This is a genomic window from Pseudomonas trivialis (assembly GCF_001439805.1).
Classification (GTDB): Bacteria; Pseudomonadota; Gammaproteobacteria; order Pseudomonadales; family Pseudomonadaceae; genus Aquipseudomonas; species Aquipseudomonas trivialis.
Window position 1 is genome coordinate 1 of the sequence record NZ_JYLK01000013.1, and the last position, 21,038, is coordinate 21,038.

Below are 21,038 nucleotides of genomic sequence, written 5' to 3' on the forward strand. Positions count from 1 at the left end.
CAAATTCGAGGATCGCGAAACGCCCCGTGGCGAGCGGGCTTGCCCCGCGCGGGGCTGCGCAGCAGCCCCAAAACCAGGCCCAGGGAGTGCCTGATACAGCGCATTCGTCTTTACTGGGGCTGCTTCGCAGCCCAACGCGGGGCAAGCCCGCTCGCCACAACGCCCTGTTTGCCAGGATTTAGCTGCTGCGCTTTGCTGCGGCGTATGAAGCCATCGGCAGCAAGCGCCGGGTGCCGCCGCGTACGCCGCCGTTGGCGACTGAATGACAGGCTGAATACAAATTCGAGGATCGCGAAACGCCCCCGTGGCAAGCCGGCTTGCCACAACGCCCTGTTTGCCAGGATTTAGCTGCTGCGTTTTGCTGCGGCGTATGAAGCCATCGGCAGCAAGCGCCGGGTGCCGCCGCGTACGCCGCCGCTGGCGACTGAATGACAGGCTGAATACAAATTCGAGGGTCGCGAAACGCCCCCGGGGCAAGCCCGCTCGCCACAAGAGCCTTGTCTACAGAGGTTTAAACGTCGGCTTGCCGGCGTTGCCATTCGTCCACTGCATCACCCAGTGTCTTGGGCGTGCCGTTGCGGATCCAGGCCATGAACGACCGATCAAACTTGAACGCCGCACCACACTGCTCAAGCATGAATCGGCGTACGTTCTGAGTGTTCTTGTAGCCTGAGGTGACAGGCGTGGCGCGGGTAAGTCGGTCGCTGTGCCAGTTGAATTCCATTCGGGCTCTCGCAGGTATCGGGTGATTGGGCATCAGCATAGTCCTTTCAAGATATTTCAAAAATTCACTTTCCTTACCTTCCGAATCTATTGCATGGTTGTACGACAACCCACTTGGTGAGTGTGCGTTCCCACAACAATAAGGAATCTCCATGCAAACGTTCAAAGTGCTGATCGGTTTTCTGTGTCTGTTCACCGGCTACGTCGTCGCCGCGCCTGCCCCTGCCGAAAAAGAGGTTGCCCGGGCCGTCGATCAATTAACCCAGGCCATGCTGCACCTGGACCTCAAACAGCTCAACGCGCTGACCTCCGACAACCTCACCTACGGTCACTCCAGCGGCAAGGTGCAGACCAAGGCGCAATTTATCGCCGACCTGGAAAACCACGTCAGCGCGTTCAAGACCCTCGAAATGCAGAACCAGACCATCACCCTGAACGGCGACACCGCCTTGGTGCGCAATCACTTTCACGCCCTGGCGGTGAACAGCGGCGTCGAGGTGCCGACCGATATCGACAACTTCCAGGTCTGGCAGAAGCAGAAAGGCAAGTGGCTGTTGATCGGTCGTCAGGCTTACAAGTACTGACCCGACGCACATCGACACGCATCCGGGCGGTGGCCCGCGTTGGTCTATAGTGCTTGCCATCGCCAATCGAGGAGTGCACCGATGACTCGTCTCACCGCCAAAGACTTCGCCCCCGAACTGCTGGAACTCTACGACGGTTACGCCCATGGCAAGCTCAACCGTCGCGAGTTTCTCGACCGCGCCGCGCTGTTCACCTTCGGCGGCCTGACCGCTTCGGCGCTGCTTGCGGCGTTGAGCCCCAACTATGCGTTGGCCGAGCAGGTGAAATTTACCGACCCGGACATTGTGGCCGACTACATCACCTACCCCTCGCCCAAGGGCAACGGCACGGTGCGCGGCTATCTGGTGCGCCCTGCGAAAGTCGCAGGCAAGTTGCCGGCGGTGGTGGTGGTCCACGAAAACCGTGGCCTGAACCCCTACATCGAAGACGTCGCCCGACGCCTGGCCAAGGCCGGTTTTATCGCCCTGGCGCCCGATGGCCTGACCTCCGTGGGCGGCTATCCCGGCAACGACGAAAAAGGCGTCGCGCTGCAACAAACCGTCGATCCGACCAAACTGATGAACGACTTCTTCGCCGCCATCGAATGGCTGATGCACCACGACAGCAGCACCGGCAAGGTCGGCATCACCGGCTTCTGCTACGGCGGCGGCGTGACCAATGCGGCAGCGGTGGCCTACCCGGAGCTGGGCGCCGCCGTGTCGTTCTACGGCCGCCAGCCCGAGGCCAGGGATGTGCCGCGCATCAAGGCGCCGCTCATGCTGCATTACGGCGAACTGGACACGCGGATCAACGAAGGCTGGCCGGCCTATGAACAGGCGCTGAAGGCGGCCGGCACGCATTACGAGGCGTTCATCTACAAGGGCGCCAACCACGGTTTTCACAACGACTCGACGCCACGGTACGACGAAGCGGCGGCGAATCTGGCGTGGGAGCGCACCCTGGGCTGGTTCAATAAATACCTGGTCTGATCAGTGTTCCAGCGCATACCGCCGACAATGGTCGAGGTAGCCCTGCTCGTGGCTGCCCACCAGTTGCACCACGCTGGTCCATAACCAGGACGGTGCATCCAGCTGCCGTGAGCGGTTTTCCTGCAACATGGCCATCCAGTCCCTGCGCGTCGCCCGATCCATTTGCCGGGCATGGGCGATGCCAACCACGCGCGCCAGGTAACCAGCGGCGTGCATGGCGTCGATCTCACTCAATTCGTCCAGCTCCAGCTTCATGTCCTGGGGCAACAGCTCGCGGATGAAAAAACCATGGTCCAGAAAACGCGTTGCCAGCATGCGCTCACCCAACCCCGGTGACAGCTGACGGGCGCCCTCCACCACGCGCCGGCCGTTGTCCCGTGGCATTTTTGCGCGGGCTGCGCGCGGTGCCGCTGCACCGACCGCCTCCTTGATGTCGATCAGGCAGTATTCCTGATCGTCCTTGTCGCCCACACGCAACAGCGCCGCGTAACGCAACAGGCCAAGCGAGCTGCAACCCTTGACCCAATAGGCCGAGTCCATCAATTCGACCTTGGCGTCCTTGGGCCGCCCCTTGAGCGAAGTCACCAGGTGATGCAACTCATCGGAGCCGCACAAGGCCTGCAGCGCGCTTTTTTCCGCGCGGGACAATGCCCAAAAGTGCTTGCCCAAAGGGATCGTCGGGCGCACGTCGTCAATGCGCTCGCGGGCCAGGTGCTTCCAGGTACGCTCCACCGCGCTGCGCATCCCGGCCTTGACCTGGGACGGCCGTGGCGGCACTTCATCCGGCTTGTCCTTGAAGGCCTGCGCGTAGCCCAGCATCATTTCTTCGAGCATGCGGGCCGTGGTCACCCCGGGCAGGTCCGAGCCCCGCGCGGCGGTGGCCAGGGATAACGCCAGGCGCACCAGGTCATGGGCCGGGTTGCCGATCACGGTCTGGTCGAGATCGCGGATGTGCATGTCGATGCGACCGTTGTTGTCGCCGGTCGGCCCCAGGTTGCCCGCGTGGCAATCGCCACAGATCCAGATCGGCGGCCCGCTGGGCAAACGTCGACCGGGCAGGCTGTGCAGCCACTCGTAGAATTGGACGGTACTGCCGCGCACATAGGCATGGGCAGAACGGGCCATCTTGAGGTTACGCAGTTGGGTGAGGTGCGGCATGCGGGCGGAAGGACGCGGCGTTTTCATTGACGGACTCGATACGGGTGTAGCGATAGAGCTGCGCGGGCCGGCAAATGTTTCATTATGTTTCGTAAAAGGTTTTACCCGAGGGCTGGGGTAAACACCCGGTATTTGCGAAACTTGCCCACCCTCTTATCTGCCATGGAAGCGACCCATGCCTCGATTCATCCCCTCTGTCACGGCCCTTGCGCTGCTCATTGGCGCAAGCCACTGCCTGGCCGCCACCGACCTGCGCGCTGTGGTGGACGCCAGCGTCAAGCCGCTGATGCAACAGCAAGCCATCCCCGGTCTGGTCGTTGGGGTGCTGCAGGACGGCAAAGCGCAGTATTTCAGCTACGGCGTGGCGGACAAGCAAAGCGGGCAACCGGTCAGCGAGAACACCCTGTTTGAAGTCGGTTCGGTGAGCAAAACCTTCACCGCCACCCTCGCCGGCTACGCCGTGGCCGCTGGCAAACTGACCCTCGACCAGCCTGCCAGCCACTACCTGCCGGCGCTCGCCGGCGGCCGGTTCGACCACATCAGCGTACTGAACCTGGGCACCTACACCGCTGGCGGCCTGCCGCTGCAATTTCCCCAGGAGGCGGATAACAGCCAGCGCATGATCAGCTATTACCAGCAGTGGCAACCCGCGTTCGCCCCTGGCACCCAGCGCCTGTATTCCAATCCGAGCCTGGGCCTGTTTGGTTATCTGGCGGCGCGAAGCTTGGGGCAGCCGTTCGATCAGCTCATGGAAAAGACCTTGCTTCCCACGCTGGGGCTGACGCATACCTTCTTGAAGGTGCCTCTAAATCAGATGAATTTGTACGCACAAGGCTATGATAAAGAAGGAAAACCAGTCCGCGTTGGCGCAGGCGCAATGGACAGTGAAGCCTATGGCATCAAGACCAGCGCAGCCGACCTGCTTCACTACGTCGAAGTCAACATGAACCCGGCCAGCCAGCAAAAACTGATACGCAGCGCGTTGACGCTTACCCATACCGGTTACTACACCGTCGATGGCATGACCCAGGGTCTGGGCTGGGAAATGTATCCGTATCCGATCCCGCTGGACGCCCTGATTGACGGCAACTCCACACAAATGGCCGTTGAGCCGCACAAGGTCAATTGGCTGACACCCCCCCAGCCTCCCCACGCGGATACCCTGGTGAACAAGACAGGTTCCACCAATGGCTTCGGTGCCTATGTGGCGTATGTGCCGAGCAAGCGCAGGGGCGTAGTGATACTGGCGAACAGAAACTACCCGAACAGCGAACGGATCAAATTAGCCCACACCGTATTCGCACGGATCGACCACCGAGACGGGCAACCCTAGGCAAGCATGCGCTGGTAGTAATTCTCATCGGGGCTCTGCTGAAAATGGATGTCACGCAAAAAGGCCTCGAGCGCGCGAACATCGAGGCTGTCATCGTGCTGTTTGATGGCATTCAAGTAATCCAGAATTTGGTTATAGGTCTCTTCCATCAGTGTCAGTGCAGTGTCGAACACGCCCGCGTCGCCATAGTTGCGAATAATATCTTTCTTTTGATCGGACGTCCGCTGACCTTTAAGCAGTGAATCGCCGGCAAGAATCATTAAAAAAGATTTTGGTCCTCCCTCCAGATCGTTGGCAAAACCTTTTTTTGCAAAGTGCGGAACATGATTTAAATCGCAGTAGTCATTAACGTATCGATAATACACACCGAGAAGGTGCATCATGGTGTTCAGTAAAGCCAATGAGCGTTGATCCAAAGGCTTCAAGCATTGACACGCCTCCAGCAGGAATACAAAAAAACAACTTGTGTTGGCCTGTGCAATGAGCGCGTACTCTTCCAGCGTCGGCAGTTGGCTTGCGTCACTCGCCTGGGCATCAAGGTATTGACCGACATGCAAACGCTCGAGACTTTTTATACCGGCACGTACCACGCTCAACTCATTAAGTTCGGCCAGGCGTTGAAGCCCTTCCAGATAGCCACACATACCTGAAACAATCGCGACGCCTGCGCCATATTGCTTCCAGACAGTCGGAATGCCTCGGCGGACAGTGTCACCGTCAAGCAGATCGTCATGCACCAATGATGACAGGTTCATACCTTCGATGGCGTCGCACAACACATGCGTCTGGGCCGCATACAGGCCGTACATCGCCGAAAGTGCCCACGCAAGCTCTGTGCGCACCCGCTTGCCACTGGCGGCAGCCTGATAATTGAAAGGCTCGAACCACTGAGCCTTGGCATTGCGATACCACGCGTCGTCAAACGTAGGGAATGGCTTAACCATTTGCAGAGCCTCTTCAGCTGATGGAGTGAGGAGTCCGTTCTCACGCTCTATACTGCGGATTTCCCACGCGTAAAAGACCATCAACACAACAGGTCACTGCTCTACGTTCACAACAGGGTTACTTGTAATCAACCTAGCAGCCATTTTTGAAATCGCAACAAGGCGCCTGTATACCTTTTCAATATAACGCTCACAGCAAAACGCTATAGCACGACGGTAAACTCGCGCACTCATCGGCCATCGTTAAATCGTGCATTATCATAAAAATGCCGCTGATCATTTGAAATCCGTATAAGCCACTGACTGACCTTCGCACTAATCGCGCCTATAAGTCTTATACGCAACTCATGAGACCAGCCGAACATGGAAGACTTACTAATACTGGTGGACACGCAGGATCGGCAGATCGGTGTTGCCGGAAAACTGCACGCTCATCAACAAGGGCTACTGCACCGCGCTTTTTCGATATTTATTTTTGATCACAAACGCCGCTTGCTGCTGCAACAACGTGCCGATGCAAAATATCACTCCCCGGGTTTATGGACTAACGCCTGTTGTGGGCATCCGCGCCTCGGTGAAACAATCCTGGACGCGGCCAAACGAAGGTTATCCGAAGAAATGGGGATGGCCTGCGAGCTAAGCCAGCGCTTTGCGCTGATCTACAATGAACCGGTGCCGGGCGGCTTGACCGAGTACGAATATGATCATGTGCTGGTGGGCGAGAGTGCCATGGACCCCATTGCGAACCCCAATGAGGCCAAGGCATGGCGCTGGGTTCATCCAGAAGAACTGTACGATGAACTGAACAATTTTCCCGAGACGTTCACTGTCTGGTTCCGCACCATCGTCCAGCGCGTGGACTTGAGCGAGATGGCCTCCTGGGCAGCGCCAGTGCCCCAGCCCCCAAAAACATTGCCCGCAAACCGCTTTCGACAAAAGGCCGACCCCTTTCATTTACCTGACTGGCTCGAAAAAGCGGTTTATCCCCTGCACCCTCTTGCGAATGAAGCTCAGCAGCACACTCGACAGTGGCTCAGGAATCTAGGGCTGGAAGACAGCCCGGAAACAATTCGACGATTGGACATTTATATTCCCGGCACCTTTGCAGGTTACATGTGGAGCAATGTCTCTTCGGAAATCCTGTTCATCGCCTCTGATCTGCTGGGCTGGTTCTGTTGCCAGGACAACCTTACTGATGAGGACTGCACGGACCCCGAATCCCTTGAGCGCCAATTGCGAGGGATCTACAACCACGCATTCACACCTAACACGACGAGCCGTCAACCGCTTGCGGTTGGGCTTGCAGACATAATCCGGCGCGCGGGCCGCCTGATGTCGCCGTTATGGAAGCAGCGGGTCGGCGAGCAATATTTAGCCTACCTGGCGCCCTGCCTTGTTACGCTGATGCACCGCGCACAGGGCACGCAGCCCGGCGTCGAGGGCTATGAAAGTCTTTGGCAAAACGCAGGCGGATTCCAGGTGTGCCTCGAGTTCATCTACCTGGCGCAGAACATTCAGCTGCCCTCAGCTGTTTATTACAGCCCTGCGTGGCAAGAGCTCAGAAGCCTGGCCTTGAACCTTCTGAAATCAGTGAATGATCTGCTTTCATTTCGAATGATGGAAAATCCCGATGAGGACATCTACAACCTGGTGACGCACTTGCGGCACACCCAGGGCTACTCGCCGGAGCAGGCGGCGCTTGAGGTGTCACACCGCATCGATCAGTGGGCCAGACGGTTCATGAGCGCGCAGACCCTCCTGCCCGGACGCCTCGCTGCTTCAGGCTACGACGAACGTGCACAGGAACGGGCCATGCTATGCGCCCAGGCACTGCATGACCAATGGCGTGGCAACATTGCGTGGCATTTGATGGCGCCACGCTATCAATCAGTGCGCTTTGCAGGCTAGCGCAGTCACGACGCCTTGATTAAAGCGCAACAACGCCTCAGGCCGGCACGCCACTGTGAAAGCGGAACTCGACATCGGTTGACTCGATCAGCTCCTGTTCCGCCGCCCTCACCCGCTCGATGACCTGGGCGATGTCAGCGGCATCGCCGTACTGATACGCAAGCTTCAGATAACCCTGGAAATGGCGCGCCTCGCTCTTCAGCAAACCGAAGTAGAACGTGCCGAGTTCTTCATCCAGATGCGGCACCAGGGCTTCGAAACGCTCGCAACTGCGCGCTTCGATAAAGGCGCCCACCAACAGCGTGTCCACCAGCTTGACCGGCTCGTGGTTACGCACCACCTTGCGCAAGGCCGAGGCGTAGCGGCCGGCCGACAGCTGGCGCAGCTCGACCTTGCGCTTCTTGATCAGGCGCATGACTTGTTCGTGGTGCACCAGTTCTTCGCGGGCCAGGCGCGACATCATGTTGATCAGATCCACATGGCCGTGGTACTTGGCGATCAGGCTGAGGGCGGTACTGGCCGCCTTGAACTCACAGTTCTTGTGGTCGATCAGCAGGGTGTCCTGATCGGCCAGCGCGGCCTGGACCCAGGCATCGGGGGTGCGGCAACCGAGGAATTCGTGGATGTCGGGCAGGGTCATCGGGCTCACGGGCAAAGGATCACAAAAGGGCGCCGATTATACCGAGCGCACCGCAGACCACCAGCCGCCCACCTTGATGTGCATCAAGATGACGAATGCCGGGCAGCAACTATAGTTGTTGCAGTCCACGTTTCTGAAGGTGCCGACCATGCAAGCCATCCGCAGCATCCTGGTGATCATAGAGCCCGAACATACCGACAGCCTGGCCCTCAAGCGCGCCAGGCTGATCGCCGGGGTGACCGGCGCGCACCTGCACTTGCTGGTGTGCGACAAGCGGCACGAGCATTCGGCGCTGCTAAGCCAGCTCAAGGCCGGCTTGCGCGAGGACGGCTACAGCGTCACCACCGAACAGGCGTGGAACGACAGCCTGCATGACACCATCATCGATGTGCAGCAGGCCGAGGGTTGCGGCCTGGTGATCAAGCAGCACTTGCCCGACAGCCCGCTGAAAAAGGCCCTGCTGACCCCGGCGGACTGGAAGCTGCTGCGCTACTGCCCGACGCCGGTGCTGCTGGTGAAAACGGCCACACCGTGGAGCGGTGGCGTGATCCTGGCCGCGATCGATGTGGGCAATACCGACAGCGAACATCGCGCACTGCACGATGCGATCATCGATTACGGGTTCGATATTGCCAGCCTGGCCAAGGCGCAACTGCATGTGATCAGCGCGCATCCGTCGCCGATGCTGGCGGCGGCCGATCCGACGTTCCAGCTCAGGGAAACCATCGCAGCGCGTTATCGCGAACAGTGCAAGGCGTTCCAGGCGCAATTCGATGTGGACGACGCGCACCTGCACATCGAGGAAGGCCCGGCCGATGTGTTGATTCCGTTCGCGGCACACAAATGGCAGGCGGCAGTGACGATCATCGGCACTGTGGCGCGCACCGGGATTTCCGGGGCGTTGATTGGCAATACGGCGGAGGTGGTGCTCGATGCGGTGGAGAGCGATGTGCTGGTACTCAAACCGCAGGCGCTGATGGATCACCTCGAAGCGTTGGCCGTCAAGTCCTGAGACGATGAAGATCAACGGTGAGCGGCGGCACCCAGTCTTCGACTGAGCGCTGCCGCCCGCCAAACTGAAGCGTTTGTGGCGAGCGGGCTTGCCCCGCGTTGGGGTGCGAAGCGTCCCCAATCCAGCAAAACGCGGTGTACCTGATACGGCTCAGCGCCTGGTTTTGGGGCTGCTGCGCAGCCCAACGCAGGACAAGCCTGCTCGCCAAAGGGAATCTGCGCTTAACTGAACGGCATTAGGGCAAGCCCGCTCGCCACAGGCGTGTGGGTGCATCCTGACGTCATCTGATGAGAGGGCACTGCACAAACCAGCGAAACAGGCGGCCATGTTAGCCCTATGTCTAAGCCCTATCACCCGGCAAACTTGGCCAGGCAACTTACCTTTAGTTTTTTTTTGCCGTAGAATCACCCGGCCTTGTAAGGCGCCAATAATCCGCTGGAAGCTGTTTTCAAAGCGTCACGAGCACAGTCGTTCCTTCAGAACGGTGTTGGCGATGGTCAATGACTCGGTAGGTCATGCCCTCGCCAACCCTCATCAGTTTCGTTCTGCAGGCGTAAAACTTTGAAAGCAGCTTCTGTGAGAAATGCCGGCAGCGCTGGCTTTGCGGCCCAAAAAGCCCCCGAGCGCACGCGTGCCGATCATTTCTGGATGAGCGTCCCGTGGGACCACTGATGAGGGTAATAACTGTGCTTGAAGCCTACCGCAAACATATCGAAGAGCGTGCAGCCCTGGGTATTGTTCCCCAGCCGCTTAACGCCGAACAAACCGCAGGCCTGGTCGAGCTGCTGAAAAATCCTCCTGCCGGCGAAGAAGCATTCCTCGTTGACCTGATCACCAACCGCATTCCACCAGGCGTTGACGAAGCCGCCTACGTCAAGGCCGGTTTCCTTTCCGCCCTGGCCAAGGGCGAAGCCACTTCTCCCCTGATCGACAAAAAACGCGCCGTTGAACTGCTTGGCACCATGCAAGGCGGCTACAACATCGTGACACTGGTCGAGCTGCTGGACGACGCCACGCTGGCGCCTGTCGCGGCCGCCCAGCTCAAGCACACCCTGCTGATGTTCGACGCATTCCACGACGTGGCTGAAAAAGCCAAAAACGGCAACGAGCATGCCAAAGGCGTGATCCAGTCCTGGGCTGACGGCGAATGGTTCCGCAACCGCCCTACCCTGGCCGACAAGATCAGCCTGCGCGTGTTCAAGGTCACCGGCGAAACCAACACCGACGACCTGTCGCCGGCACCGGACGCCTGGTCGCGCCCTGATATCCCGCTGCACGCCCTGGCCATGCTGAAAATGGCCCGCGAAGGCATCGTGCCGGACGAGCAAGGCAAGACCGGCCCGATGAGGCAGATCGAAGAGATGCGCGGCCAGGGGTTCCCGATCGCCTACGTCGGTGACGTGGTCGGTACCGGTTCGTCGCGTAAATCGGCCACCAACTCGGTGCTGTGGTTCTTCGGCGACGACGTCCCTTACGTGCCGAACAAGCGCGCCGGCGGCTTCTGCTTCGGCAGCAAAATCGCACCGATCTTCTACAACACCATGGAAGATGCGGGCGCTCTGCCGATCGAATTCGATGTCAGCAACATCAACATGGGCGACGTGATCGACCTGTACCCGCACGCCGGCAAGGTCTGCAAGCACGGTACCGACGAAGTCATCACCACCTTCGAAATGAAGACCCCGGTGCTGTTGGACGAAGTCCGCGCCGGTGGCCGTATTCCGCTGATCATCGGCCGTGGCCTGACCGACAAGGCCCGTGCCGAACTGGGCCTGGGCCCTACCGACCTGTTCAAGCTGCCTGAAGCGCCTGTCGACACCGGCAAGGGTTTCACCCTGGCGCAGAAGATGGTCGGCAAGGCCTGCGGCCTGCCGGAAGGCAAAGGCGTCCGTCCGGGCACCTACTGCGAACCGAAGATGACTACCGTCGGCTCCCAGGACACCACCGGTCCCATGACCCGTGACGAGCTCAAAGACCTGGCGTGCCTGGGCTTCTCGACCGATCTGGTGATGCAGTCCTTCTGCCACACCGCGGCCTATCCAAAGCCGATCGACGTGACCACCCACCACACCCTGCCTGACTTCATCATGACCCGTGGCGGTGTATCGCTGCGTCCAGGCGACGGCATCATCCACAGCTGGCTGAACCGCATGCTGCTGCCGGACACCGTCGGCACCGGTGGTGACTCCCACACCCGTTTCCCGATGGGCATCTCGTTCCCGGCCGGTTCCGGTCTGGTGGCGTTCGCCGCCGCCACTGGCGTCATGCCGCTGGACATGCCGGAATCGATCCTGGTGCGTTTCAAAGGCAAGATGAAGCCTGGCATCACCCTGCGTGACCTGGTGCATGCCATCCCTTACTACGCGATCCAGTCCGGCTTGCTCACCGTAGAAAAGAAAGGCAAGAAAAACGCCTTCTCCGGCCGCATTCTGGAAATCGAAGGCCTGAACGACCTGACGCTGGAGCAGGCGTTCGAGCTGTCCGACGCCTCGGCCGAACGTTCGGCTGCCGGTTGCACCATCAAACTGTCCAAAGCGTCGGTCACCGAGTACCTGAACTCCAACATCACCCTGCTGCGCTGGATGATCGGCGAAGGCTACGGCGACCCGCGCACCCTGGAACGTCGCGCCCAAGCGATGGAAGCCTGGGTGGCCAACCCGGAGCTGATGGAAGCCGATGCCGACGCCGAATACGCCGAAATCATCGAGATCGACCTGTCGGAAATCAACGAGCCGATCCTCTGCGCCCCGAACGACCCGGACGATGCCCGTCTGTTGTCCAGCGTTGCCGGCGAGAAGATCGACGAAGTGTTCATCGGTTCGTGCATGACCAACATCGGTCACTTCCGCGCGGCCGGCAAGCTGCTGGAGCAGGTCAAGGGTCAGCTGCCAACCCGTCTGTGGCTGTCGCCGCCGACCAAGATGGACGCTCACCAACTGACTGAAGAAGGCTACTACGGCATCTACGGCAAGGCTGGCGCGCGCATGGAAATGCCGGGCTGCTCGCTGTGCATGGGTAACCAGGCACGGGTTGAGCCGAACTCGACGGTTGTCTCTACGTCGACCCGTAACTTCCCGAACCGTCTGGGCGATGGCGCCAACGTCTACCTGGCCTCGGCCGAGCTGGCGGCAGTCGCGTCTACCCTGGGTCGCTTGCCGACTGTCGAAGAGTACATGGGCTACGCGGCGAAACTGGACACCATGGCCAGTGACGTCTACCGCTACCTGAACTTCGACCAGATCGCCGAGTTCCGCAAGATCGCAGCAAGCGCCAACATCCCGGTGATTCAAGCCTAAGGTGTTGTGACGTAAAAACGCCGCGTATCGCAAGGTACGCGGCGTTTTTTTATGCCTGGAATCCGGTATCAGCAACAACCACAAAACAAATGTGGGAGGGGGCTTGCTGCCGATGGCAGTGGTTCAGTCAATATCTTCAGTGACTGATTCACCGCCATCGGCAGCAAGCCCCCTCCCACATTCTAGAGTTGAGCAGCCCTGAAGACTGCGTCAAACCTCAAGCAATAAACGAATACACCAACGCCGTAATCGCCACCAACCCCACCGCCGTGACAAACACATTGGACGCCTGCCCACGGTACCTGGCCATCGCCGGCACCTTGCGGATGGCATACATGGGCATCAAAAACAGGATCGAGGCAATCACCGGCCCGCCCAGGGTTTCGATCATGCCAAGGATGCTCGGGTTAAGCGTCGCGACGATCCAGCACACCACCAGCATGAAAGCAGCAGTCATGCGGTCCAGGGTCTTGGGCGCCGGGCGGCGGCCGGTCTTGACGATCAAACCCTTGAGGCCTTCGCTGGCGCCGATGTAGTGGCCCAAAAACGACTTGGCAATCGCCACAAATGCGATCAGCGGGGCTGTGAAGGCGATGGTCGGGTTATCGAAGTGGTTGGCCAAATACGACAGGATCGACAGGTTCTGCGCCTTCGCCTCGGCCAGTTGCGCGGGCGACAGGGTCAGCACGCAACTGAACACGAAGAACAGCACCATCACCACCATCAGCACATGGGCGCGACACAGGATCTGCGAACTGCGCTCGTCGGCATGGGCGCCGTACTGGCGCTTCTGGTCCACCGCAAAGGCCGAGATGATCGGCGAATGGTTGAACGAGAACACCATCACCGGAATCGCCAGCCACAAGGTGTTGAGCAACGCCGAGGGCGCCGGCACTTCATTGGCGGTGCTGAGAATGCCGCCAGTCCAGTGCGGCACCAGGTACACCGCGAGGAACAGCAGCGCGACGATAAACGGATACACCATCAGGCTCATGGCCTTGACGATTACCTGCTCGCCGCAACGCACCACGGCCAGCAGGCCCAGGATCAGCACGAACGACAGGATGGCCCGTGACGGCGGCATGATGTGCAGTTGATGCTCCATGAAACTGCCGACCGTGTTGGTCAGCGCGACGCTGTAGATCAGCAGGATCGGGAAGATCGCAAAGAAGTACAACAGCGTGATCAACGCGCCGGCCTTGATGCCGAAGTGTTCTTCGACCACGTCGGTGATGTCCGAACCTTCCCGCCCGGAGAGCACGAAACGGGTCAGGCCACGGTGGGCAAAGAATGTCATCGGGAACGCCAGCACCGCCAGAATCACCAGCGGCCAGAAACCGCCGAGGCCCGCGTTGATTGGCAGAAACAGGGTGCCGGCGCCAATCGCCGTGCCGAACAAGCCCAGCATCCAGGTGGTGTCCTGGCGGCTCCAGCTTGAGAGGGTTGCAGGTGTCGTTGCATAGCGTTCGTCGACGCTATTGGCCTGATCATTCATCCGGTCGGATCTCCGCATTGACACGGCCGGAACGAGTCAGAAAAACCTGACAGGCAGCGCCCCGACCATGGAAGGGGCCTGATTGTCCGGGATTCTTTTGCATAAGCAAAGACTTAGCTGAGGAACGGTGAGCTCGCGGCCAGGCTGCTCGTACCTGCAGTGGGATTTTGCGTGCGGATGCGTTTTATACTCAACCGCTCAAACCTTCAGCAAGAGCGTTGCGATGACCACCACAGTCCTGGTCCTGGTTGAGACCATCAACGAATACCTGCACATCATCGAGAGCAATGACTTTCATGTGATCCTTGCGCCTACCCCGGCTGAACGCGTCCAGGCGATCAAGGCCCACGGTGCGCAAATCAAGGCCGTGCTCACCCGCGGCCCGTTAGGCTTGTATGCCGAGGAAATCGCCGCCCTGCCCGTGCTGGAAATCATCTGCGTGATTGGCGCCGGTTACGAGCATGTCGACCTGCAGGCCGCCAGCAATCGCGGGATTGTGGTCACCAACGGTGCCGGGGTGAATGCGCCCTCGGTGGCCGATCACGCCATGGCGTTGCTGCTGGCACTGGTGCGCGGCATCCCGCAGACGGACGCCGCCGTGCGCCGCAGTGAATGGCCCAAGGTGATGCGCCCTTCCCTGGGCGGCAAGCAACTGGGCATTCTCGGGCTCGGCGCCGTAGGCCTGGAGATCGCCAGGCGCGCGTCGCTGGGGTTCGGCATGGAGGTGAGCTATCACAACCGCCAGCCGCGCGATGATGTCGACTACACCTACTGCGCCACCCCGGTGGAGCTGGCGCGCACCTCGGACTTCCTGATCCTGGCCACGCCGGGCGGCGCCGGCACTCGCCACCTGATTGATCGCCACGCCCTGGATGCCCTTGGGCCGAATGGCTACCTGGTCAACATCGGCCGGGGCAGCGTGGTGGTCACCGCCGACCTGGTCACGGCCCTGGAGCAACGCCGCATTGGCGGTGCCGCGCTGGATGTGTTCGACGACGAGCCCAAGGTGCCCGACGCGCTCAAGAAGCTCGGCAATACCGTGCTCACCTCCCACGTCGCGGGCCTGTCGCCGGAAGCCGCGCATGACACCGTGCAGCGCGTGGCCGACAATCTGCTGGAATACTTTGCCGGGCGCCCGGTACTCACGCCGGTCGCCCTGCCCGCGCCCACTAAATGACCGATCAGGCACGCTGATCATCCTCCAACACGCTAACCTATTAAGCCGCCCCGACCTTGTCGCTGGGCGGCTGTGCGCATTAGATTAGGAAATAGTCCAAGGCCGTTAGAATAAGCAGAAGGGATAAGCATGGCGCTGAACGACCAATCCACCCGGATTCGCCCAGGCGAAGAGCTTGATGCCAACCTGATCGATCCCTACCTCAAGGCCCATATCCCGGGCCTGAGCGGCACGCCTGTGATCAGCCAGTTTCCCGGTGGCGCGTCCAACCTGACCTACCTGCTCGAATACCCAGGCCAGGAATTCGTGCTGCGCCGCCCGCCCTTTGGCCACAAGGCCAAGTCCGCCCATGACATGGGCCGCGAATACCGCATTCTCAACCAGCTCAAGGACGGTTTCCCCTATTGCCCCAAGGCCTACGTGCATTGCACCGACGAGGCGGTGATCGGCGCCGAGTTTTACGTGATGGAACGCGTCCAAGGCATCATCCTGCGCTCCGACCTGCCGTCGGAACTGGGCCTGGACACGCCCAGGACCGAGGCCTTGTGCAAAAGCTTTATCGACAAGTTCGTCGAACTGCACCAGGTGGACTACAGCGCCTGCGGCCTCGCGGATCTGGGCAAGCCGCACGGCTACGTGGAGCGCCAGATCCGCGGCTGGAGCGACCGCTACGAAAAAGCCCTGACACCCGACGCACCAAGCTGGGCAGCCGTGCGCGCCTGGCTCGAAGACAAAATGCCGGCAGACCATCCCAGCTCCAGCATCGTGCACAACGACTACCGCTTCGATAACGTGATTCTCGACCCGCACAACCCGATGCAGATCATCGGCGTGCTGGACTGGGAACTGACCACGCTGGGCGATCCGTTGATGGACCTGGGCAACACCCTCGCCTACTGGATCGAAGCCGCCGACCCTGCGCCGGTGCAACTGATGCGGCGCCAGCCGAGCAACGCGCCGGGCATGCTCAGCCGACGCGAGTTTGTCGACTACTACGCCGAACGCGCCGGCATCCAGATCGACAATTTCGACTTCTACTACACCTACGGCCTGTTCCGCCTGGCCGGCATCGTGCAGCAGATCTATTACCGCTTCTTTCATGGCCAGACCCAGGACAAACGCTTTGCGCAGTTCATTCACATGAACAAACTGCTGGAGCAGATGAGCCTGAATGTCATCGGTAAATCCGCGCTCTGATCGTTCACAACAAGGAACTCTCATGTCCAAGACCCAACTGTTCGACCTCGACGGCAAGATCGCTTTTGTCTCCGGTGCCAGCCGTGGCATCGGCGAGGCCATCGCCCGGTTGCTGGCCCAGCAAGGCGCCCATGTGATCGTTTCCAGCCGCAAGCTTGAAGGTTGCCAGCACGTGGCCGACGCAATCATCGCCGACGGCGGCAAAGCCACCGCCGTGGCCTGTCATATCGGTGAAATGGAGCAGATTACCCAGGTATTCGCCGGTATCCGCGAGCAATTCGGGCGCCTGGATATCCTGGTCAACAACGCCGCGACCAACCCACAGTTCTGCAACGTGCTGGACACCGACCTCGGCGCCTTCCAGAAGACCGTCGACGTGAACATCCGTGGCTATTTCTTCATGTCGGTCGAAGCCGGCAAGCTGATGCGCGACAACGGCGGCGGCAGCATCATCAACGTCGCCTCCATCAACGGTATTTCGCCGGGAGTGTTCCAGGGCATCTACTCGGTGACCAAGGCCGCCGTGATCAACATGACCAAGGTCTTCGCCAAGGAATGCGCGGCGTTCGGCATTCGTTGCAACGCCCTGCTGCCGGGCCTGACCGACACCAAATTCGCCTCGGCGCTGGTCAAGAACGACGCGATCCTGAAAATGGCCCTGGCGCAGATCCCCCTCAAGCGCGTGGCCGACCCGAGCGAAATGGCCGGCGCGGTGCTGTTCCTGGCCAGCGATGCGTCGAGCTACACCACCGGTGTTTCGCTGAATGTGGACGGTGGCTTCCTCTCCTGACCCTGGCCTGAACCCCACACAAAGCCCCTCCCACAGTTTTAACCGCGTTCAGGCTGTGAACTCAAGGCCGTTTGAACTGGCGCCGCAGCACTTCGACGTGCTCGCGGCAGGCACACCCTTGCAGGTGATCGTTGACCATCCCCATCGCCTGCATCAACGCATACATCGTGGTCGGCCCCACATAGCTCCAGCCGCGCTTCTTCAAGGCTTTGGACAGCCGCTGCGACGCCGGCGAGGTCGGGTTGGCGGTCCAGTAGGCCATGTCCACCACCGCCGGGCGCTCGTCCGGGCCAGGCTCGAACGCCCATAGCCAGCGCGCCAGCGAGCCGGTCTCCTCCACCAACTCGCAGGCCCTGCGCGCATTGTTGATGGCGGACACGATTTTCGCGCGATTACGCACAATGCCGGGGTCGTGCATCAGCCGCTCGATATCCGCCTCGCCGTATTGCGCCACGCGGCGAAAATCAAAACCGTCGAACGCCGCCCGGAACTGCTCGCGCTTGCGCAGGATCGTGATCCACGCCAGCCCCGCCTGAAACCCCTCCAGACAGATCTTCTCGTACAGGCGAATATCATCCGCCACCGGCACGCCCCATTCATGGTCGTGGTAGCGCAGGTACTCCGGCGCGGCCATACGCCACGTGCACAAGCTGCGCCCGGTCTCGTCAGTTGTCAGCCCTGCCTGATCCATGCATCACCTCGTATGCCGAGCGCGGATGATAAGCGAAAATTTTTCTACCCCGCCAACCGCTCAAGCATCGCCCTTGCCGCCCAACTGGTCAGACCGGGACCTGTCAACCGCCAAATATTTGCTTGTGATTTCAAAAATACCTGGCCTAGACTGGCCGCGCACTGGACTTACCGGTATGACCACAACAATTAAGCCCTGGAACCACCAGGGCACCGAATAGGGATTTCTCCCATGCTCAGATGGTGCTCGCGTTCGATTTTCCTGCAAGTCGTGATTGGCCTGATGCTCGGCATCGCCTGCGGCCTGGCCCTTCCCGAATTCTCCACGCAACTCAAACCCCTGGGTGACGGTTTCATCAAGCTGATCAAGATGCTGATTGGCCTGATCGTGTTCTGCGTGGTGGTCAGCGGTATTTCTGGCGCCGGCGACCTGAAGAAAGTCGGGCGCATCGGCCTCAAGTCGGTGATCTACTTTGAGGTGCTGACCACGGTGGCCCTGGTGATCGGCCTGATCATGGCGTTCAGCACCGGTATCGGCCAGGGCGCCAATATTCATCTGGACCAGCTCTCCTCCGCAGGTCTCAATGAACTGGCGGACAAGGGCCAGCACCTCAAGGGCACCGGCCAGTTTCTGATGGACCTGATCCCCAACTCGGTGATCGGCGCCTTTGCCGACAACAACGTGCTGCAAGTGCTGCTGTTCTCGGTGTTGTTTGGCAGCGCGCTGAACCTGGTGGGCGAAGCGGCCTCGGGCATCTCGCGGCTGATCAATGAGCTGAGCCATGTGATTTTCCGCATCATGGGCATGATTGTGCGCCTGGCGCCGATTGGCGTGTTCGGTGCCATCGCGTTCACCACCAGCACCTACGGGCTGGATTCGCTGCAACACCTGGGCAGCCTGGTGGGCCTGTTCTACCTGACCTGCTTTGCCTTCGTCGCACTGATTCTCGGCCTGGTGATGCGCCTGTCGGGCCTGCGCATGTTGCCGCTGCTCAAGTACCTGCGCGAAGAGCTGCTGATTGTGATGGGTACCGCCTCCTCCGACGCCGTGCTGCCGCAGGTGATGCGCAAACTCGAGCACCTGGGCATCGGCAGTTCCACCGTGGGCCTGGTGATTCCTACCGGTTATTCGTTCAACCTCGACGGGTTTTCAATCTACCTGACCCTGGCCATCGTGTTTATCGCCAACGCCACCGGTACGCCGCTGTCGATGACCGACCTGATGACCATCCTGCTGGTGTCGCTGATTACCTCCAAGGGTGCCCACGGCATCCCCGGTTCCGCGCTGGTGATCCTGGCGGCAACCCTCACCGCCATCCCGGCGATTCCAGTGGTGGGCCTGGTGCTGGTGCTCGCGGTGGACTGGTTCATGGGCATCGGCCGCGCGCTGACCAACCTGATCGGCAACTGCGTCGCCACCGTGGCCATCGCGCGCTGGGAAAAAGACATTGATATCCAGCGCGCCAACAAGGTGCTGGACGGCGAGCAGGGTTACGCCTTCCAGACAAAGAAACCGGTGTTGCCCGCGCATCAGGAATTCTGAAAGCGACACAGACTCACTGTGGGAGGGGGCTTGCTCCCGATAACGGTGGGCCAGCTTGCACATCCGGTGACTGAAACACCGCGATCGGGAGCAGGCCCCCTCCCACACTGGATTTTCACTGGGATAACTACTGTGTTTGCAACTTAAGGAGGCATCGACGTGATCAGCACCTCAACCGTCGTCAATTCAGTCGTGGAAAAACTGCGCGCCGCCCTCAAGCGCGGCCAGTGGCGGCGCGGCGAAATGCTGCCCGGTCAGCGTGAACTGGCCGAACAACTGGGCATCAGCCGACCCAGCCTGCGCGAAGCGGTGATCGTGCTGGAGACCCTCGGCCTGGTGCGGTCCATGCCCGGCAAAGGCGTGGTGGTGCTGGAAAACAGCGTCAGCCAGCCGCGCTCGAACGACGCCGTGGCCGATGCCAGCCTGGAAGATATCCTGCAACTGCGCTACACCCTCGAACCGTTCATTGTCGGCCTGGTGGCGCAATCGATCAGCAGTCAGGAGATCGGCCAACTGCGCCTGACCCTGATGGACATGCGCGAAGCCCTCGATGCCAGTGATGCCGAAGCGGGCATGCACGCCTACGTCGGTTTTCATGAAGCGCTGTTCGCCCTCACTGCCAACCCGATCTTCCAGAACGTCGTGCAGCAAACCCGCAACGCCCTCAAGCAGAGCGCCCAGGTGCTGCGCAATTCACCGGAGCACCTGGCCGAACGCCTGCGGGAAAACGAAGCCGTGGTGCGCGCCATCCGCAATAAGAACAGCGCCCTGGCCAGTGCCGAAATGCGTCGGCATATCCTTCAGGAAGGCCTGCGCATGGGCATCGCCCTGACCATCCCGGACGATCATCCGGGCAGCTGATTTTGGAGACCGGCCATGACCGCCCACGCCCTGCACCGCCAACCGACCGCGCCGGCACTGCACCTGATCGCCGGTAAAAAGCCCTCGGCAGACGACGTTTACTCACAGCTGTTCGACGCCATCCTCGAACACCGCATTGTTTCGACCAGCCGCTTTACCGAAGAAAGCCTGGCTGAAACCTTCGGCGTGAGCCGCAGCGTGATTCGTCGAGTGCTGACCCGGCTGTCCCATCAGCACGTGATCCTCTTGCGTCCCAACCAGCGCGCCCAGGTCGCCACGCCGGATGCGCAGCAAACCCGGCAGATTCTCGAAGCCCGGCGACTGACCGAAGTGACCGTGGTGCAGTTGGCCTGCGCCCAGGCCACGCCCCTGCACATCCGCACACTGCGCGAGTTGATTGCACGGGAACATGAGTGCATTGAGCGGGATCAGCGTGGGTCGGCGATCCGGTTGTCCGGGGAATTCCATATGCAACTGGCGGTGATGGCAGGCAATGGGCCGCTGGCGCAGTTCCTCAACAGCCTGGTGCCGTTGACGTCGCTGGTGATTGCCCACTATGAAGCGCGGGCCTGCACGTATTGCGCGTGGCAGGAACAGGGGGCGATTGTGGATGCCGTCGAACAGCGCGACTCAAACGCGGCCGTGAGGTTGATGACCCAATACCTGGATCACCTCGAAAACAAATTGCTCAAACGCCACTGACCTCCAGACAAATCGA

At 60.4% G+C, this 21,038-nt stretch carries 18 protein-coding genes and 1 pseudogene; 13 read left to right on the forward strand and 6 right to left on the reverse strand.

The window, feature by feature from the left end:
* Positions 1-182: 182 nt before the first annotated feature.
* A pseudogene (locus tag TU79_RS27000) lies at positions 183-266 on the forward strand (hypothetical protein); the annotation flags it as partial.
* A 245-nt stretch (positions 267-511) separates the two neighbouring features.
* On the opposite strand, the gene TU79_RS18085 reads toward TU79_RS27000, so the two are convergent.
* A complete protein-coding gene (locus tag TU79_RS18085; RefSeq protein ID WP_057009267.1) occupies positions 512-724 on the reverse strand; it encodes a DUF6434 domain-containing protein in 213 nt (70 codons plus the stop codon).
* A gap of 151 nt (positions 725-875) precedes the next feature.
* Here TU79_RS18085 and TU79_RS18090 point away from each other — a divergent pair, with 151 nt between their 5' ends.
* Positions 876-1,307 (forward strand): nuclear transport factor 2 family protein, encoded by a 432-nt coding sequence (locus TU79_RS18090; protein ID WP_057009268.1) that lies wholly within the window; start codon positions 876-878, stop codon positions 1,305-1,307.
* Positions 1,308-1,388: 81 nt separating this feature from the next.
* Positions 1,389-2,276: a YghX family hydrolase gene (gene yghX / locus TU79_RS18095; RefSeq protein WP_057009269.1), complete on the forward strand. Its 888-nt coding sequence runs from the start codon at positions 1,389-1,391 to the stop codon at positions 2,274-2,276.
* Here the strand turns inward: yghX and TU79_RS18100 are convergent, their stop codons facing one another.
* Positions 2,277-3,461 (reverse strand): DUF2252 family protein, encoded by a 1,185-nt coding sequence (locus TU79_RS18100; RefSeq protein WP_057009270.1) that lies wholly within the window; start codon positions 3,459-3,461, stop codon positions 2,277-2,279.
* Between the two features lie 148 nt (positions 3,462-3,609).
* On the opposite strand from TU79_RS18100, the gene ampC reads away from it, so the two are divergent.
* On the forward strand, positions 3,610-4,767 hold the full coding sequence (gene ampC / locus TU79_RS18105) for a class C beta-lactamase (RefSeq protein ID WP_057009271.1): 1,158 nt from the start codon (positions 3,610-3,612) through the stop codon (positions 4,765-4,767).
* Here the strand turns inward: ampC and TU79_RS18110 are convergent.
* A complete protein-coding gene (locus TU79_RS18110) occupies positions 4,764-5,792 on the reverse strand; it encodes a polyprenyl synthetase family protein (RefSeq protein WP_248842905.1) in 1,029 nt (342 codons plus the stop codon). The two genes, ampC and TU79_RS18110, sit on opposite strands and share 4 nt — an antisense overlap.
* 282 nt (positions 5,793-6,074) lie before the next feature.
* On the opposite strand from TU79_RS18110, the gene idi reads away from it, so the two are divergent.
* Positions 6,075-7,619: an isopentenyl-diphosphate Delta-isomerase gene (gene idi / locus TU79_RS26640; RefSeq protein WP_231986833.1), complete on the forward strand. Its 1,545-nt coding sequence runs from the start codon at positions 6,075-6,077 to the stop codon at positions 7,617-7,619.
* Positions 7,620-7,656: 37 nt separating this feature from the next.
* Here the strand turns inward: idi and TU79_RS18125 are convergent, their stop codons facing one another.
* Positions 7,657-8,259, reverse strand: a complete 603-nt coding sequence (locus TU79_RS18125) for a MiaE family protein (protein ID WP_057009272.1) — start codon at positions 8,257-8,259, stop codon at positions 7,657-7,659.
* 148 nt (positions 8,260-8,407) lie between these two features.
* On the opposite strand from TU79_RS18125, the gene TU79_RS18130 reads away from it, so the two are divergent.
* A complete protein-coding gene (locus TU79_RS18130; RefSeq protein WP_057009382.1) occupies positions 8,408-9,271 on the forward strand; it encodes a universal stress protein in 864 nt (287 codons plus the stop codon).
* A gap of 686 nt (positions 9,272-9,957) precedes the next feature.
* Entirely contained in the window at positions 9,958-12,567 is a 2,610-nt protein-coding gene (acnB, locus tag TU79_RS18135) for a bifunctional aconitate hydratase 2/2-methylisocitrate dehydratase (RefSeq protein ID WP_057009273.1), read from the forward strand.
* Positions 12,568-12,784: 217 nt separating this feature from the next.
* On the opposite strand, the gene TU79_RS18140 is transcribed toward acnB, so the two are convergent.
* Positions 12,785-14,062 (reverse strand): serine/threonine transporter, encoded by a 1,278-nt coding sequence (locus TU79_RS18140; protein WP_057009274.1) that lies wholly within the window; start codon positions 14,060-14,062, stop codon positions 12,785-12,787.
* Positions 14,063-14,285: 223 nt separating this feature from the next.
* On the opposite strand from TU79_RS18140, the gene TU79_RS18145 reads away from it, so the two are divergent.
* The 3 genes from TU79_RS18145 to TU79_RS18155 all read left to right on the forward strand — a co-directional run bounded on the left by TU79_RS18145 (position 14,286) and on the right by TU79_RS18155 (position 17,226).
* A complete protein-coding gene (locus TU79_RS18145) occupies positions 14,286-15,239 on the forward strand; it encodes a 2-hydroxyacid dehydrogenase (RefSeq protein ID WP_057009275.1) in 954 nt (317 codons plus the stop codon).
* Positions 15,240-15,368: 129 nt separating this feature from the next.
* Positions 15,369-16,436 carry a phosphotransferase family protein gene (locus TU79_RS18150; RefSeq protein WP_057009276.1) on the forward strand — a complete coding sequence of 356 codons (1,068 nt, stop codon included), beginning with the start codon at positions 15,369-15,371 and terminating at the stop codon, positions 16,434-16,436.
* 22 nt (positions 16,437-16,458) lie between these two features.
* A complete protein-coding gene (locus TU79_RS18155) occupies positions 16,459-17,226 on the forward strand; it encodes an SDR family oxidoreductase (RefSeq protein ID WP_057009277.1) in 768 nt (255 codons plus the stop codon).
* A 61-nt stretch (positions 17,227-17,287) separates the two neighbouring features.
* Here TU79_RS18155 and TU79_RS18160 read toward each other — a convergent pair whose 3' ends face one another.
* A complete protein-coding gene (locus TU79_RS18160; RefSeq protein ID WP_057009278.1) occupies positions 17,288-17,917 on the reverse strand; it encodes a DNA-3-methyladenine glycosylase I in 630 nt (209 codons plus the stop codon).
* A gap of 231 nt (positions 17,918-18,148) precedes the next feature.
* Between TU79_RS18160 and TU79_RS18165 the strand changes: the two genes are divergently transcribed.
* The 3 genes from TU79_RS18165 to TU79_RS18175 all read left to right on the forward strand — a co-directional run bounded on the left by TU79_RS18165 (position 18,149) and on the right by TU79_RS18175 (position 21,022).
* Positions 18,149-19,459: a C4-dicarboxylate transporter DctA gene (locus tag TU79_RS18165; protein ID WP_057009279.1), complete on the forward strand. Its 1,311-nt coding sequence runs from the start codon at positions 18,149-18,151 to the stop codon at positions 19,457-19,459.
* Positions 19,460-19,618: 159 nt separating this feature from the next.
* Positions 19,619-20,320, forward strand: coding sequence for a FadR/GntR family transcriptional regulator (locus TU79_RS18170; RefSeq protein ID WP_057009280.1), 702 nt, complete (start codon positions 19,619-19,621; stop codon positions 20,318-20,320).
* 15 nt (positions 20,321-20,335) lie between these two features.
* Positions 20,336-21,022: a GntR family transcriptional regulator gene (locus TU79_RS18175; RefSeq protein WP_057009281.1), complete on the forward strand. Its 687-nt coding sequence runs from the start codon at positions 20,336-20,338 to the stop codon at positions 21,020-21,022.
* Positions 21,023-21,038: the final 16 nt, after the last annotated feature.

Excerpts from the sequence above, each read along its gene's own strand:
- TU79_RS18090 (WP_057009268.1), top strand. The coding sequence starts at position 876 with ATGCAAACGTTCAAAGTGCTGATCGGTTTTCTGTGTCTGTTCACCGGC.
- TU79_RS18140 (WP_057009274.1), bottom strand. The coding sequence starts at position 14,062 with ATGAATGATCAGGCCAATAGCGTCGACGAACGCTATGCAACGACACCT.
- yghX (WP_057009269.1), top strand. The coding sequence starts at position 1,389 with ATGACTCGTCTCACCGCCAAAGACTTCGCCCCCGAACTGCTGGAACTC.
- TU79_RS18130 (WP_057009382.1), top strand. The coding sequence starts at position 8,408 with ATGCAAGCCATCCGCAGCATCCTGGTGATCATAGAGCCCGAACATACC.
- TU79_RS18165 (WP_057009279.1), top strand. The coding sequence starts at position 18,149 with ATGCTCAGATGGTGCTCGCGTTCGATTTTCCTGCAAGTCGTGATTGGC.
- TU79_RS18085 (WP_057009267.1), bottom strand. The coding sequence starts at position 724 with ATGGAATTCAACTGGCACAGCGACCGACTTACCCGCGCCACGCCTGTC.
- TU79_RS18125 (WP_057009272.1), bottom strand. The coding sequence starts at position 8,259 with ATGACCCTGCCCGACATCCACGAATTCCTCGGTTGCCGCACCCCCGAT.
- TU79_RS18150 (WP_057009276.1), top strand. The coding sequence starts at position 15,369 with ATGGCGCTGAACGACCAATCCACCCGGATTCGCCCAGGCGAAGAGCTT.
- TU79_RS18175 (WP_057009281.1), top strand. The coding sequence starts at position 20,336 with ATGACCGCCCACGCCCTGCACCGCCAACCGACCGCGCCGGCACTGCAC.
- TU79_RS18110 (WP_248842905.1), bottom strand. The coding sequence starts at position 5,792 with ATGGTCTTTTACGCGTGGGAAATCCGCAGTATAGAGCGTGAGAACGGA.
- idi (WP_231986833.1), top strand. The coding sequence starts at position 6,075 with ATGGAAGACTTACTAATACTGGTGGACACGCAGGATCGGCAGATCGGT.
- ampC (WP_057009271.1), top strand. The coding sequence starts at position 3,610 with ATGCCTCGATTCATCCCCTCTGTCACGGCCCTTGCGCTGCTCATTGGC.
- TU79_RS18155 (WP_057009277.1), top strand. The coding sequence starts at position 16,459 with ATGTCCAAGACCCAACTGTTCGACCTCGACGGCAAGATCGCTTTTGTC.
- TU79_RS18145 (WP_057009275.1), top strand. The coding sequence starts at position 14,286 with ATGACCACCACAGTCCTGGTCCTGGTTGAGACCATCAACGAATACCTG.
- TU79_RS18160 (WP_057009278.1), bottom strand. The coding sequence starts at position 17,917 with ATGGATCAGGCAGGGCTGACAACTGACGAGACCGGGCGCAGCTTGTGC.
- TU79_RS18100 (WP_057009270.1), bottom strand. The coding sequence starts at position 3,461 with ATGAAAACGCCGCGTCCTTCCGCCCGCATGCCGCACCTCACCCAACTG.